Raw genomic sequence first — 13,573 nt, 5'->3', positions numbered from 1 at the left:
TGTCAGTCCTGCAGCTCGTAGGGGACCGAGGAGTAGTACCGGTCGAACTCGTCGTACTCCGCGATCCCGCTGAGCAGCCGCGCCACCGCGAGGCCGTACTGCGTGATGCGCAGGCCCTGGTGCCCACTGCCGAGCGGCACGATTCCTCGGCCGCCGTCGACGTGCACGTAGTTCACCCGGTCCACCAGCGAGCCGCGCCAGAAGAAGTCGGCGATGCTGATCTCCCGGATCTCGGAGTCGGGGAAGTTCTCCGACCACTCGAACTTGAGCTTGTGCTCGTGCTGGCTCTCCGGCATCCCGTACGCCACCGTGAGGTCGATGTCCGCGCGGTACACGGCCACCTCGACGTGGCTGTCGTGGTCGATGCCCGAGGTGCCGTCGGCGGGACTGCTCCACGCGCCGAAGCGGTCACGGTACGTCGGCCCCGACAACTTGATGCGCTGCCACTCGGCGGGGCGCGAGCTGGCGATGAGCGTCTGCAGTTCGTCGAGCCTCATGGGTTCCTCCCTGGGTGTAGCGGTGTTGTCGGCGTCACAGTAGGCCGGGGCACCGACAACCCCACCGGGCTCGCGCGGCGGGCCGGATGTGGCGCGAGAAGCGCCTCCGGATCGAACTGCCGCCCAACGGCAGGCTGTATGTGGTGTTCCGTGTCTCGGCGCGGATCGGGCTGCCGCCGGAGGAGCCGGAGAAGAAGCCGAAGCGCAAACCGGAGGACTGAACGGCTACTTTCGGCTCCGCTGGTTCCCACTCCGGCGAGCGCTACGTCCTCGACCTGTGCGACGAGGCGCTTGGCGTACCCGGGACCCCGCAGGCGAGGTTCGACTGGCTGCGCGGTGACCCCTCGCCGTCGCGGCCGCGCGGAACGCCGCTGCCCGTCGACGGGTACTGGCCGGACCTCGGGCTCGTCGTCGAGTTCCAGGAGGAGCAGCACTCGCAGCCATCTCTGTTCTTCGACCGTTGGCAGACCGTCTCCGGGGTCGGCCGTGCCGAGCAGCGGCGCCGCTACGACGAGCGCTAGCGCACCGAGATCTCGGACCACGGGCTGCGCCTCGTGCTGATCGAAAAGTCCGCCTTCACCGTGAAGTCGAAGCGGATTGCCCGTGACCGTGCACGGAACCTCGCGGTCGTCTGTGGGCACCTCGGACCGGGTTGAGTTTGAGTTCGTACCCGCTTCGATCCCGGCTCTGGCCAACACGTTCTACCTGCATAGACGCGGGTCATGCACTCGGTGGATAGTTCGATTCGTTCGGTTCTTGTCGGCCTTCGGTGTGTGAATTTCAGTCGCGTGAAGTTGATCGAGGTGCTCAGCCTGGTCACCGGGACTCTTCTGTCAGCAGCGGCAGCAGGATCTCGGCGGCCTCGGTCATGTTGTGCCGTGTCACAAGCAGCGCGAGGATCTGTTCCGGCGTCTGCGGCGGGTTGGTCCGGCGATTCGACATCTCTCGCAACGCACGCACTCCTGCATGCGGGTGCGCCGACACCGTGTTGGCGGCGAACTGATGTGGGTGCACGGTCTCGATATCGGCTTCCACGAGAACGGTTGCGGTGCTGAAGCCGGCCCGGCGATCGTCGGTGACGATGGCGTCAGCTTTGCCGATGATCGCGGCGTGGGCGACGTGGCCGTCATCGGGATCGTTGAGCCCGTAGCTGTACTCCCGGTCTTTGGGGGCTTGGATCTCCGAGCCTGGAAACGCCTGCTTCAGCTGATCGAAAAGGTGCTGTCGGCGACCGGCGCTATCGCTGATCCCGCGCTTGTCGTGCAGGCCGGCGAGTACGTAGTCCAGCTCGAAGAGAATCCCGGACCCCCATACGGGTGAGTACGCCTCCTCAGTGGCCAGCTGCAGCAGGAAGTCGCGCTGAAGGTTCGGCACAAGGGCGCAGGTGTCGAGGACGGCGCGATACACGTTGGCGAGTCTTTCAGACTTCGCGGACGGTCAACGCTTGCGCTTGGCCTCGGCGAGCAACTCGGCGACCTCGTCGGCGTCGGCATCCGCGAACTCCGCCGAGCTCTCGGTGATGAACCGGTTGCGCCGGGTGTGAAGCTCCTCGCGGTAGGCAAAAACATCGGCAAGCCGCAGCTTGCGCCGGACCGCGCCGGGCACGTGCGCGTGCAATTCTCCGTTCTCGATGAGGCGAACTACCGTGGGACGGCTCAGGCCGAGGATCTCGGCGGCCTGCTGGGTGGAGATTTCCTGGTCGCGGGTCAGGATGCTGATCGACTGACCGTGGCTGAGGGCGTGGGCGGCACGCTTGAGGACCTCGTGAAGCTGTTTGGTCAGTTCGACGCGGTCGTGTTCGCTCGCACCGGACAGAAAGAAGGCAGGCTCAGGAGAGGTCCCATGACGGGCCTCGTGCGCCTCGATGAAGCTGAGGATATCGGCGAGCCCATTGGCATCGGCCGGAACCGGGTTAACAATCTCCGCGGAGGCGCTGCTCATGGGTCTCACTTCCTTTCATCTCACCGCTGGAACTCGACCAAAGAGTAGCAGAGTTACGAAAGTTACGAAAGGATGAGGTGTCGGCCTATGTCCGGTCGGTCTGCAGGCTATGTCTGGTGGGTCTGCAACGCAGCGGCAAGCTGCACGGCAAATTCCGGCCCGTTGTTTACGAGTGCGTACCCGCCGGCCAGCCCACCTTGGTTGCAGAGCGTTTGTCGTCGCCGAACACGCCGATGCACGACAGCTCCGGTTTTATAAGCGACGCGCGGGACCACGCGAACGGCCGTGCGCGGCACCACAGCAGTGGGGAAGCGGATCGTCGAGTCGCCGTAAATCGCCTGGCTGCGTGACCACCGCCGCATGATTCGGCGGGCAGCCAGGTATGCGTCCTGGGCGACCTCGACGACGGCAAGGGCTTTCTTGAGTCCGTACACACCCCAGAACCGGCCGGGTCCGCGTCCAGGATGCCGCCACAGTTCGGGAACTGTGTGCTGATATTCCTTGTCGCCGTGCAGGTTTGGCGACGAGTGCTTGGTGAAGTAGATCGCCAACCGTTTCGGGTCGCAGGCCCGCAGCCCGCTGCGCACGTCGATGGCGGTGCCGGCCAGTCGGTGCCGCGCCTTCTGCTCGGTGTCGGGATGGTCGACAACCTGAGCCCACGCATCAGACAACCACTGCGCGAAACCTCGCCCCGAGCGTCCCGGCGACATCGGCGGCGCCATCCACAGGTGAATGTGCGGAGCGCCCCGGCGCTGGAACTCCAACTTCCAGATGTATCGGGCCGGCTCACTGTATTCTCGTTGAAAGCGTTTGCGCCACAACACCATATGCCGCTTGACGCTGGCGCCATCGGGCGCGACGACCTCCCAGTGTCCGGGGTAGGTGAGTGTCACCATGGCCGGGACACGGCCGGACTCGACGAGAGGGCTGTAGTCGAGCTCGGCGAAGGTGCGGCACATTGCCGACCGCGATTTGCGGGACCACTCGGTGATGACAGCGCCAGTGCAGCGGTGGTCGGTCGCCGAATTGCTCCGTCGTGTCGAAGACACGACGGCCTGATCATCGTTCCCGCCTATGCGGGCGATGTCATCCCTGATCTGCAGCTTCGCGTCGTCAACGTCACGTTGGTGACGACCGACGGCCCGCTCGGCGGCTTTCTCGGCCCGCACGGGATTGGTCCACCCGAGCCGCACTACGCCGGGACCGACGGTGATGCGAAAACGTCCCGATTCGGGTTCGGTGCCTCGACGGTCAGGACCGGAAGCCCACGGCGCTGCCGGCTCGAACAGTGCCGCAGCCGTGGTGACCATCTCGGGACTTGGAAACCGCAGCCCCAATGCGTCGATCGCCCGTAGCTCGCCGGCCGCGACCCCCTCGGCAAGCGGGTCGCGGACACTTTCGGCACATATAACAAGCCCGCCCGGCGCGGCGGGATTGAGGCCTGTGCCGCGGTCGACGTCCGGCCGACCACTGCCGCTCTCGCGCCCTGCGGCCTGGGCGGCCTCGGGCGCTCGCGACCTACCGTCAACCGAGGCACCGGCAGTACCGTGCCGCAAAGGCGGGTGTTGTGATGCCGATGTCGAGTCCCGCGTCGAGGGCGTCGGTACGGCGGCTGACGATGCGATGCTGGGCATCGGGATGCCTGCTCCCCGGAGCCCACGACGCTGCCCACAACGCAAGTGGCAGCGCGGAAGCTCCTGATAGGGAGTGCAAGCACCGTGTCCGGTTTATGTCCGTTCGTCGGACAGACTGAAAACGTCAGCCCTGCTCAACGCGGCGCATAGGGCACACGGAAGCAGTTAAACCGCAGGTCAGCGGCTAATCCGTCCGCCTGAAAAGCGGAAGGTCGGCGGTTCGATCCCGCCCCTGGCCACGGGGAAAACCCCTTCTGAACGGCGTTTTCAGATTATTACCCCGTAGGGGTATTGGGCTTCTGCTCATCCGATGTGTCACGCGATGTCACAAGACCGCCGAGCGTCGCCGCGGCCTCCGCGAGCATCGAAGGGGAGGAGTGGGCGTAGGTGCGAAGGGTGAAGCTGGCGTCGGTGTGTCCCAGCCAAGCCGCGATCACGGCCAACGGAACGCCGCGCTGGTGCATCAACGTCGCGCACGAGTGCCGAGCGTCGTGCAGTCGGACGTGAGGGAGACCGGCCGCCTTAAGAGTGCGCGACCAATACTTGTAAAGCGTATCCGGGTGATACGGGCTCCCGAACTCGTCGGCGACCACGTGGCCCTGACCGATCCACTTGCTGCCCGCCGCCAACTGCTCTTCCCGGCTGCGCTGCCGTGCCCGGCGAAGGATCGGCAGCAGCTCGTTGGGGACCGGCAGCACCCGCCGGCCTGCGTCGGTCTTGGGATCGGACTCAGCCGCTCCACCGGACACGGCCACCCGATTCGCGGCCACCGCTAGGGTCGGCGGCGTGGAGCCCAGATCAATTCCCGACCACCGCAGCGCCGCGATCTCGCCGCGCCGCAAGCCGAGAAGGGCTAAGTGCACGAACAACTCCAGTCGTTGCCCGGACATGTTGGCGAACAACGTCTCGACCTGCTTGACGGACAGCGTGTGCATCTCAGGCTTCACGGTCGGCAATGGGCGGACCAGTGCGGGCACGTTGCGGCTGACCACTCCCTGATCCACTAAGTCCTGCCAGACCGACCGCAGCCGTGCCAGCATGGGGTTGATACTGGTCGCCGCCCACGCACTACGGGTCTTCTTGCCCTTGAGCTTCGTCGGTGCGTTCCAGGTGCCCGTCTCGCTGGTGCCTTCGACCAAACTGCGGACCACCGTCTCGATATCGGACTTCGTGATCTGCTGTACGGGTTTGGCGCCCAGCGCGTCGACGGCCGGGCGTAGCGCCGTGATGTAGGCACTGCGAGTCTTGGAGCGCAGACGCTGGTCTACACCGAACTGGTGGCGCTGTTCCGTGAGGCTCGGTTGCGACGCCAGGTCATCATCGTCACCCACAACGCCAACTTGGTCGTGAACGCCGACGTCGATCAAGTGATCGTCGCCTCCTGCACCAAGCACGGGGGCGGCACGCCACCCGAGTTCTCCTATGTCAGTGGCGGCCTCGAAGACAAGGTGATTCGGGATCACGTCTGCAAAATCCTTGAGGGTGGCGAGACCGCCTTCAAGGAGCGGGCGCGGCGCTTGCGCGTATCGCTGAGCCGCTAGTGTCGTGAAAGCTACGGAAATGGAGTTCCCCCGGGAACTCGGCTAGGCCGTGGCCCGCGAAAAGTCGGTGCGGCGTGCGACCCATGTCCGAATACGGACCGATGCTGGCTCTGTCTATTCGGGGCCGAGGGCAAAGATGGGATCTAGATAGGAGGATACCAGGTTGATCTGGTCGTCGAGGTTCTCGTCGCAGACGGATTCCAGATTCTCCTTGCGGCGCCATGCGGCCCATTTGGCTTGTGCGACTGCGCCGTAACCGGCCAGGTGTGGTGCGACGGGTTCGAGGGTGACGCCGCGGTGGCGCGCGACGGCTCGAGCCGAGCGGAGCAGCTCTTCGGGGTCGATGCTTTGGCGAGCCAGTGCGACGATGTCGACGTAGTCTCGCCAGCGAGTGCTGGTGATGCCGCGTTCGAGGATGGTGACGCCCTTCTCGGCGACGGTGGTCTCCGGGGCGTAACCGAAGAGCGTGATTGGCTCGCCAAGGATCCGCTCGATGGTCACCTGCCGCGGTGGTGGCACTATCGGATCGCCGGTGGATACGTCCCAAACTGCGATACCTTTCCACTGGCCGATGGAGGCGGCGACTCGTACGCGCAAGCCGGGGTAATCGGCGTGCTCGCGGATCTCCTGCACGTTGATCGTGTCGATGTCGAACACCACCCCGTCATCGACATCGATCGCGGCGATGTCACGGACCACCTTGGCGAGATGCTCGGCAGTGACGTCCGCCGCGACGGCGTTCGCGTCGGTGTCCTTGGTGGGTCGCCGTACCCCGTAGGCGGCCAGCAGAATTCCGCCTTTGAGGACGAAGTCGCCGGCATGCGAGGTACGGGTGAGTCGATCCAGGAACGATTCGAGGGTGTGCCGGATTAGGTACTCCTGCGTAGGAGCTCCGGGTCCGATCTTCGCCGCTGTGGCTCGACGAGCAAGGGCCTGGATCTGGCGGAACACCCCGTCGCTGGAGGTCACCCCAGGATCTCCAATGCCTGAAGGACAGGAGATTTCGCTCGGGGTAGTCGGGATGCGATCTCGATCAGCCGGGCCGGTTTGCCGCCGCGACGTAGCCACTCCCGCAGCGCATCGCGCGCTAGTTCGTATCCGACTTCACCGCGCAGGCGGAATGCGTCGGCAATCGACCGTTCGGGGGAGTAGATCCCGATCGTCTGATCTGATCCGGGGATGGCGATATCTTCGCGTCCGATCTCAAACGTGGCCCGGTCGAATTGATGCCACGCGATCGCGCCCGTGCTGACCGGTGTCCTCGCTCCGCGGTTGATGGCGACATCCAGCTTGGCGGGTATCGCATCGGTCAGATCATGATAGGCGAGCGCGGAGGTCAGGCAGATCGTCGCCTCCGGGCGACGTGTCGCGGCCTCGATCTGGTCCCAGTCGGTGGCTGACGCCTTTGCAGGAAGGTAGATGCCGCGGGCGATGCGGTCCAACCGGCCCGCGCGTGCACCGCGGTAGAGTCCGCTGCGTGACAGGCCGGCCTGGCTGGCAGTGCTCGGCGTCAGGGCTTCCACGACACCACCTCCTTTACCTCGGAACCTTTGATACGGAACGTTTACAGATAATGTTACCTGTAGACGGTTCGTGTCGGCGTGAGTCAGGGACCAGCTTGGGACCACACGCTATGCGCGATACGGAGCGATCTGCGCTTTCGTGAACGATGAGGAGCCGTTGAAGCCCGATGTGTCACAAAGATGTCACTAGAGCGGCACCCCCACCGATAGTCCAACGCACTGAAATCACAGGTCAGAGGAGTGGGGCACAGTTCGGCGACCTGGGGAAACGTGTCCGCCTGCGAACTGAAAAGCGGAAGGTCGACGGTTCGATCCCGCCCCTGGCCACCGGTTCTGAGCCGCGGCGGTACGCCTCCGACGCCGGGCAGTGTGCCCGATTCGGGCCGGTCACCGTCGCCGACGCGGATCGCCGGCTTGCCGCCCTGGCGTGCTTGTTACAGCCAAAAAGCGCGGTAGGCGGCCCTGAGCCGTTACGGCGGGGCTCGCCCACTGGAGTGGTTCGGCGTAAATCCGATCGAGGTCCGCCCCGCGGTCTGTTGCGCCAAGCGATGGCGAAGCGCCGCACGGTCTGTTTCGTCTGCGGTGTTAGCAGCTCAGCAGAGGACATCGAGCAATCTCCCTCGGCTAATCATCACCAGCTCGACTATGAAGCGGCGCGTAAGGTCGGACAACCCCGGGGCGGCGGAAACCAGATCCCTAACGGACTTAGACTCCACCGCCAAGATCCGCTCACGCCGGTAGTCGCGGGTGCTTGGCTCGCACAGTGCCACCGCAGATCCGGCCAGTTCGACCAGCGTCTGCCATCGGGTGCCTAGGCGATGCTCGAACCGGCCCGCGTAGCCGTATCTCGCCCAATCTGCGATCGTTCCCCCGTGCAGGTGTTGAGCACGCGCCGTGTCGGTCAGCGTGAACCCGAGGCTGGCCGCGTGATCAAACGACGGACACAACGCTTCCGTTTCCATCGCTCCCGGCGGCGGCACGACGACAGCCCAGTTGCGATCATGACGGTCGCCGTGAGCGATCAACGCATCGAATACGAAATATCCGGCAAACGCGTCGAACGCGCCGAACTGATTCGGCATCGCTGACTCTGGCGGCACGGTGAACCGCCTGAGGGCGTGCCGAATGTTGTGAACGCTGTGCCACGCTGTCCTGGATCATGCGGGTCATAGTCGGGCACGACCTCGGGCAGCAACACCTGCCCTGCCTGCAGCTCCCAATTCGACAACCGCTCGTCCTCAGCCAGAGCTCCACGGACGCCGTTTCGGACAGCCAGTTCGACCGGGGCCGCCGGCACTCCAATCAGCCGCGCCACCTCGCTGCCAAGCTTCTCCACGATGTCTGCGCTGAGCGAGCGGTCGCGTTCGGGCCGGGCCGGCTTGAACAGCCAGGTGCGCTCTCGCCATGGATGCTTGAGCCAGTCGGGTGGATACTGACCCTGACTTTAAAGACCCGGGATGGACCAGTCATCGGCAGAGATGACTGACCAAGGAGCGAGCATGGGGTCATTGTGCCTCGCGTGAGCCTGGAGACCGGTCGCTGTCTCCGGCGGTGTTCACTAACGGTTAAGTCGGTGTCAGTGACGTGGTCGGCACCAGCGGCTGACAACACCCGTTACTCCGCTCGAGGTCCCTGCCGCCGAAGCCGCAAGCTGGGATGCGAGCGCTGGGCCGTCGTTCACGAGCAGGTAGCTAGCCGCAAGTCCTGCTACGACCGCGGTGGGAAGCGACGGGTGCAATCGCCCTAGCCAGCCTTGGACCTTGACCAGCGGCGCACGATCCGCCGAGTTAAGCGGTACCCGTCTTGAGCGACAACTACAATCGCGGTGGCCCGCTGCATCCGTGCACGCCCCAGAACCGGCCTGGGCCCCGGCCCGCCCGCCGCCAGGCGTCGGGGATGATGTGCTGGATTCCTTGTCGCCCAATTGATTCGGTGATGAATGTTTGGTGAAGTAGATCGCAAGCCGTTTGGGGTCGCAGGTGCGCAATCCGTTGCGGATGTCGACGGCCGTGCCGGCGAGTTCGTGCCGTGCGCGTTGCTCGGGGTCGGGATGGGCCGCGATCTTGGCCCAAACGTGCGAAAGCCACTCCCGGAGCGGGCGACCCAATCGGCCGACGGCATGCCGAGGAGCCATCCACAGGTGAATGTGCGGGGCGCCCGCGGCGCCGGAACTCCAGCTTCCAGATGTATCGCGCGGTTCACCCCATTCGCGTTGGAATCGCTTGCGCCACAGCACCATGTGCCGCTTCACACTGGCCCCGTTAGGGGCGACGCTTTCCCGGTCGCCGGGGTAGGTCAGCGTGACCATCGGCCAGTGGGTCAGACATGTCACGGCTGGCCTTGATGCATGAGCCAGTCGGACACCCCGGATCGTCCTACAGATCGTGCCGTCGTCAAACTAGCTTAGTAGCGGTTTCAGCATCGGTGCGACGGCCGTGCCGTTGAAACCCTGGGATGAGTATTGGCACCTGGCGGCGGTACTGGCGGTACTGATCGCCGAGCGCCGCGATTAGATCATGTTCTTCTAGTTGTAGTGCAATGAGGATGTAGCCGGTTGTCGCGAGCGCGAAGAGCAGGTGCCCTGCGGTCATCCTGGGCGCGGCCCAGAAAGCGATAATGAACCCCAGCATGAGAGGGTGCCGCACGACTCGGTATAGCAGGGGGGCCCGAAATGCAATGTGGGTGTACGGCTTTGCGTGCCACGCCAGATATACGTGTCGAAGTCCGAATAGATCGAAGTGATTGATCATGAATGTCGACGCCAGGACCGTGGCCCAACCCAGCCAGAACAGCACCTGTAGTCCGATCCGCCCCGGTGGCCACGTCACGTTCCAGACGACCGCGGGCATCGTCCGCCACTGCCAGAACAAGATGAACAGGACCAGACTCGACGCCAACACGTAGGTGCTGCGTTCAACGGTTGTGGGCACGAACCGTGTCCATCGACGCTTGAACGCCGGTCGTGCCATCACGCTGTGCTGAACGGCAAACAGCGCGAGCAGGACTACGTTGACGACAACCGCCTGCCCGGTCGACGCTGCGACACCGTTGTCGATGCTGCGCGGCACAACAAGGTTGCCCACGAAGCCAATGGCGTATAGGAACGCCGCCAAGAAGATGAGATAGCAGGTGGCGCCGTAAGCGATGGTGAGTAAGCGCTTCATCATGTCCTCCGTTTTCCGTTTCCTACGGTTTCGGGCTGCGACCACTGCCGCGTCGATGTCTTCGGATGGCCTAGCGAACGTTCCAGCGCGCCAGCCAATCTCGCTCCTCTTGCGCCTTCTCAGCGTGATACGTCGGTGATGGGTCACGCAAAGCGATGTGGGGTGCGGGCGGGGTGAGGAAATTGCCTTCGCCCTTAGCGGCCAGACCGCCGCCGATCTCCACGTAACAGGCGCCCTCGCCGGTGAAGCGGATGTCGGGCGCGTCGTAACCCAGATGCCGGGCCACCTGGTGCGCGACTACTTCGGATTGGGCTTGCGCGAAGACCGCCGCCTTCGGTAGCGGTTTGCCGTTGGGCAACATGAGTGCGGTGGTGTCGCCGATCGCCCACACACTCGGCATGCTGGTGGCGAGGGTTTGCGGATCGACAGGGATCCAGCCGGTAGGGCCGAGTCCGGTCGACATCACCGCTGCTGCTGGGGACTGGTGTGGCGGAACCACCGCGAGATGATCGAACAATTCGGTAGTACCGTCGGCGAATTCCACGACGCGGGTATCCGGGAGGATGCGAGTCGCGGACTTACCACCATGGAAACCAATACCTTTCGCTTCCATCATGGCGACTAGAGCGTTGCCGACATCGGGACCGGCGACCGGCATCGGGAGCGCATCCGGGGTGAATGCGTCAACTCGCACCGCGCCGCTGGAGTACTTAGCGCCAAGTTGGTCGGCGATCAGGAACGCTGCCTCGAATGGTGCGGCCGGGCATTTGAACGGCACTCCGACGACCAGCACGATTACTCGCCCTGATTCCAGTGCCCCAATCCTGCGGTGCAGATCCGCGGCGCCGTCGAGGGTGTAGAACTGACCCGCTACACCCGATTCGAAGGCCTCCGATAGGCCTGGCAAGGCCGAGGCGTCGAGGGCGGCGCCGAGGGCAATCACCAGAGCGTCATAGCGGATCGGGCTCGCATGCTGGCAATGCACCGTCTGTTCAGCGTCGTCGATGCGATCGACTTCCGCGGTCACCATCTCCACACCGGGAAGCGCGGCCGCCGTGGGTCGTACCCGCACCTGGTCAGGGGTGCGCCAGCCGCGCATCACCCACAGCAGCGACAACCCCAGGCTGCCGGTAAAGCTGCGGTCGATCAGCACGATTCGATCTTGGGCGGGCAGTACCTTGCGCAGCCCCGCGGCCGCGCTCAAACCTCCCACGCCGGCGCCCAGGACGACAACTGTCTTGCTCATGGATGGTCACTTCCTGCTGAAGTTGGTCAAACGTTGATGATCTGGTGGGACCGTTCCTCGTGGTACGATCTATACACTATTCCAAAGATTATTGGAGAAGCAAGATGGGAATGCCACCCAGTTCTAAGGCGGCACTGTTCGACGAAATCGCGCGGGTCGGTAAGGCGCTAGGCAACGGGCGGCGGCTGCAGATCCTCGACCTGCTCGCTCAGGGCGAGCGCCCGGTCGAATCGATCGCCAACGCGACGGGGATGAACCTGACCACTGCGTCGGCGAACCTGCAGGCGCTCAAGACCGGCGGTCTGGTCGAAGCCCGCCGCGATGGCACCCGCCAGTACTACCGGCTCGCCGGAGACGATGTGGCCCGGCTTTTTTCACTGGTGCAGACCGTCGCCGAGGCGCACCTGGCCGATGTGGCCGTCGCCGCCGGTGCGGTGCTTGGTTCTCCCGAAGACGCGATCACCCGGGAGGAACTGATCCGCCGCCTCGACGCCGGCGAGGTCACGCTGATCGATGTGCGACCGCATGAAGAGTACTTGGCCGGGCACATTCCCGGCGCGATCAGCATGCCCCTCGCCGAGCTGGCGGACCGACTAGCCGAACTACCAGCCGGTCACGAGATCGTCGCCTACTGCCGTGGCGCATACTGCGTCATGGCACCCGAGGCCACTCGCATTGTGAAAAGCTCCGGACGCGGGGTCAAACGCCTCGGCGAAGGCATGCTCGAATGGCGCCTTGCCGGACTGCCGGTAGAGGAACCCAACGGGTGGGCAAGCTGACACGTCATCCCTCGGCTAGGATCACCGAACGACGACGCGGGTTGACCACGTCAAGCACGAAGTGCCCCGGGGGATTCCGGTGGGGATACTGCTCAGCGAGGTTTCGTCATGGTGACTCGCCAGAGACGACGCGGCAGGGCTCCTTCTGCGAAGGCATGCACGTCGTTGAGCGTCCAGCCCTCGGTCAAAGCATCGACCAGTTGTCGGGAGAAGAAGTGCACAACGAAGCCACCGTGCTCGAAAACATCGTCTCCGTGCGCATTTCCGGCACCATGGTGGGCGTCGCCGGTGTGGCGCACGGTGTAAACGAATGTCCCGCCCGGCCGAATCACGCGCCGGACCTCGCTGACAAGGGCGTGTATCTCCTTCGTCGACAGGGCCATGCACAACGCCATGTGCGCGAACACCGCATCGACGGCCTCGCTTTCCAGGGGAACGGGTTCGCGCAGGTCGTGCACGATGGTCAACAATTGCCCCGCTAAGCTTTGAGTTTCAGCAACTCGGCGGATTCGTTCGATCGCAACATCACTGAAGTCTATGGCCAGCACCGTGAAGCCCTGTCTAGCGAAAAATAGGGCGTCACGGCCGTGACCGGCCGCCAACTCTAGGATCCGCTTGGCGCCAGCCGCCTTGAACAGGTTCGCTGCATACACCGCCGGCGCTGACGGCGCAGACCCGTATATGTCGGGGTGTGCTCGATAAGTGTCTTGCCAGTGTTGGCGTTGAAGTGCGCATAGATCGGACTGTTCGTGCGGCATGCGGTGGGACCTCCCCTCGTGTGACGCATCAACGGTTGGCCGTGTAAAGACAACAGCCAATAACTGTCCGGTGCGTGGGCGATGTCGGCGATGAGGTCGTCGGCATCTTTCCAAACCAACCGGCAAGCGGATCATGCGGTCACTGATGCCCCGCTGAGCATGGTCTGGAGTTCCGGACTGCTATTATCCAACTATCATTGGAATATTGTAGAATCTAGTGTACCGGCTCCCACGAATGCAACTTGGATGGCCAGCCTGGCATGCGGGATGACAACTAACTGGTGCAGTCAGTGCGACGAGGCAACGCCAAACGGCAGCCGCTAGTCGCTTGCCAGCGCGATCGGTATCGGGCCGCTGTTCGTGCCCGGTGGGTAGTGGCGGCGTCTGGGCTAGTCGCGAACGCTCTTAGGCGCGACCATGCGCTCGATCAGACCGAGCTTGAAGCTTGCTGAGCATTCGATGACGAATGGGCGATCGGCCACTTTGGTGA

At 64.2% G+C, this 13,573-nt stretch carries 14 protein-coding genes, 2 tRNA genes and 1 pseudogene; 5 read left to right on the top strand and 12 right to left on the bottom strand.

What is annotated here, in order from left to right; genetic code table 11:
* Positions 1-2 precede the first annotated feature (2 nt).
* Positions 3-497: a hypothetical protein gene (locus F0Q45_RS02220; protein WP_149652350.1), complete on the bottom strand. Its 495-nt coding sequence runs from the start codon at positions 495-497 to the stop codon at positions 3-5.
* An 86-nt stretch (positions 498-583) separates the two neighbouring features.
* Here F0Q45_RS02220 and F0Q45_RS28945 point away from each other — a divergent pair, with 86 nt between their 5' ends.
* Complete coding sequence (locus F0Q45_RS28945) at positions 584-718, top strand: hypothetical protein (RefSeq protein ID WP_262490832.1); 135 nt, start codon at positions 584-586, stop codon at positions 716-718.
* Between the two features lie 595 nt (positions 719-1,313).
* Here F0Q45_RS28945 and F0Q45_RS02210 read toward each other — a convergent pair.
* The 3 genes from F0Q45_RS02210 to F0Q45_RS02200 all read right to left on the bottom strand — a co-directional run bounded on the left by F0Q45_RS02210 (position 1,314) and on the right by F0Q45_RS02200 (position 4,072).
* Positions 1,314-1,904, bottom strand: coding sequence for a PIN domain-containing protein (locus F0Q45_RS02210; RefSeq protein ID WP_149652349.1), 591 nt, complete (start codon positions 1,902-1,904; stop codon positions 1,314-1,316).
* 30 nt (positions 1,905-1,934) lie between these two features.
* The gene (locus F0Q45_RS02205; protein ID WP_149652348.1) at positions 1,935-2,438 is read right to left on the bottom strand and encodes a helix-turn-helix domain-containing protein; all 504 of its coding nucleotides are present in this window, start codon (positions 2,436-2,438) and stop codon (positions 1,935-1,937) included.
* A 107-nt stretch (positions 2,439-2,545) separates the two neighbouring features.
* The gene (locus F0Q45_RS02200; protein WP_149652347.1) at positions 2,546-4,072 is read right to left on the bottom strand and encodes a rolling circle replication-associated protein; all 1,527 of its coding nucleotides are present in this window, start codon (positions 4,070-4,072) and stop codon (positions 2,546-2,548) included.
* Between the two features lie 174 nt (positions 4,073-4,246).
* On the opposite strand from F0Q45_RS02200, the gene F0Q45_RS02195 reads away from it, so the two are divergent.
* Positions 4,247-4,311 (top strand) — tRNA-Phe (locus tag F0Q45_RS02195).
* Positions 4,312-4,347: 36 nt separating this feature from the next.
* On the opposite strand, the gene F0Q45_RS02190 is transcribed toward F0Q45_RS02195, so the two are convergent.
* Positions 4,348-5,403 (bottom strand): tyrosine-type recombinase/integrase, encoded by a 1,056-nt coding sequence (locus F0Q45_RS02190; protein WP_149652346.1) that lies wholly within the window; start codon positions 5,401-5,403, stop codon positions 4,348-4,350.
* Between the two features lie 9 nt (positions 5,404-5,412).
* On the opposite strand from F0Q45_RS02190, the gene F0Q45_RS02185 reads away from it, so the two are divergent.
* The gene (locus F0Q45_RS02185; protein WP_149652345.1) at positions 5,413-5,613 is read left to right on the top strand and encodes a hypothetical protein; all 201 of its coding nucleotides are present in this window, start codon (positions 5,413-5,415) and stop codon (positions 5,611-5,613) included.
* Positions 5,614-5,727: 114 nt separating this feature from the next.
* On the opposite strand, the gene F0Q45_RS02180 is transcribed toward F0Q45_RS02185, so the two are convergent.
* Together F0Q45_RS02180 and F0Q45_RS02175 are read right to left on the bottom strand one after the other, a co-directional pair.
* The gene (locus F0Q45_RS02180) at positions 5,728-6,582 is read right to left on the bottom strand and encodes a nucleotidyl transferase AbiEii/AbiGii toxin family protein (protein ID WP_188112754.1); all 855 of its coding nucleotides are present in this window, start codon (positions 6,580-6,582) and stop codon (positions 5,728-5,730) included.
* Positions 6,579-7,136 (bottom strand): type IV toxin-antitoxin system AbiEi family antitoxin domain-containing protein, encoded by a 558-nt coding sequence (locus tag F0Q45_RS02175; protein WP_149652344.1) that lies wholly within the window; start codon positions 7,134-7,136, stop codon positions 6,579-6,581. The genes F0Q45_RS02180 and F0Q45_RS02175 overlap by 4 nt, the downstream gene beginning before the upstream one ends.
* A gap of 254 nt (positions 7,137-7,390) precedes the next feature.
* Between F0Q45_RS02175 and F0Q45_RS02170 the strand changes: the two genes are divergently transcribed.
* Positions 7,391-7,463 (top strand) — tRNA-OTHER (locus tag F0Q45_RS02170).
* A gap of 266 nt (positions 7,464-7,729) precedes the next feature.
* Here the strand turns inward: F0Q45_RS02170 and F0Q45_RS28940 are convergent.
* From F0Q45_RS28940 to F0Q45_RS02150, 4 genes and pseudogenes are all read right to left on the bottom strand, one after another.
* A complete protein-coding gene (locus F0Q45_RS28940; protein WP_262490831.1) occupies positions 7,730-8,218 on the bottom strand; it encodes a hypothetical protein in 489 nt (162 codons plus the stop codon).
* A 494-nt stretch (positions 8,219-8,712) separates the two neighbouring features.
* Positions 8,713-9,444, bottom strand: a pseudogene (locus F0Q45_RS28560) (rolling circle replication-associated protein); the annotation flags it as partial.
* Positions 9,445-9,529: 85 nt separating this feature from the next.
* Positions 9,530-10,300: a methanethiol S-methyltransferase gene (gene mddA, locus F0Q45_RS02155; RefSeq protein ID WP_149652343.1), complete on the bottom strand. Its 771-nt coding sequence runs from the start codon at positions 10,298-10,300 to the stop codon at positions 9,530-9,532.
* Between the two features lie 70 nt (positions 10,301-10,370).
* Positions 10,371-11,546 carry an NAD(P)/FAD-dependent oxidoreductase gene (locus tag F0Q45_RS02150; protein ID WP_149652342.1) on the bottom strand — a complete coding sequence of 392 codons (1,176 nt, stop codon included), beginning with the start codon at positions 11,544-11,546 and terminating at the stop codon, positions 10,371-10,373.
* A 110-nt stretch (positions 11,547-11,656) separates the two neighbouring features.
* Here F0Q45_RS02150 and F0Q45_RS02145 point away from each other — a divergent pair, with 110 nt between their 5' ends.
* A complete protein-coding gene (locus F0Q45_RS02145) occupies positions 11,657-12,325 on the top strand; it encodes an ArsR/SmtB family transcription factor (RefSeq protein WP_262490829.1) in 669 nt (222 codons plus the stop codon).
* A 92-nt stretch (positions 12,326-12,417) separates the two neighbouring features.
* Here the strand turns inward: F0Q45_RS02145 and F0Q45_RS02140 are convergent, their stop codons facing one another.
* Positions 12,418-13,083, bottom strand: coding sequence for a class I SAM-dependent methyltransferase (locus tag F0Q45_RS02140; protein ID WP_149652340.1), 666 nt, complete (start codon positions 13,081-13,083; stop codon positions 12,418-12,420).
* Positions 13,084-13,573: the final 490 nt, after the last annotated feature.

This window comes from Mycobacterium simiae (assembly GCF_008370645.1).
GTDB lineage: Bacteria > Actinomycetota > Actinomycetes > Mycobacteriales > Mycobacteriaceae > Mycobacterium > Mycobacterium simiae_A.
Note: the sequence above shows the minus strand (reverse complement) of the source record. Positions and strands in the feature narration are given on the sequence as shown.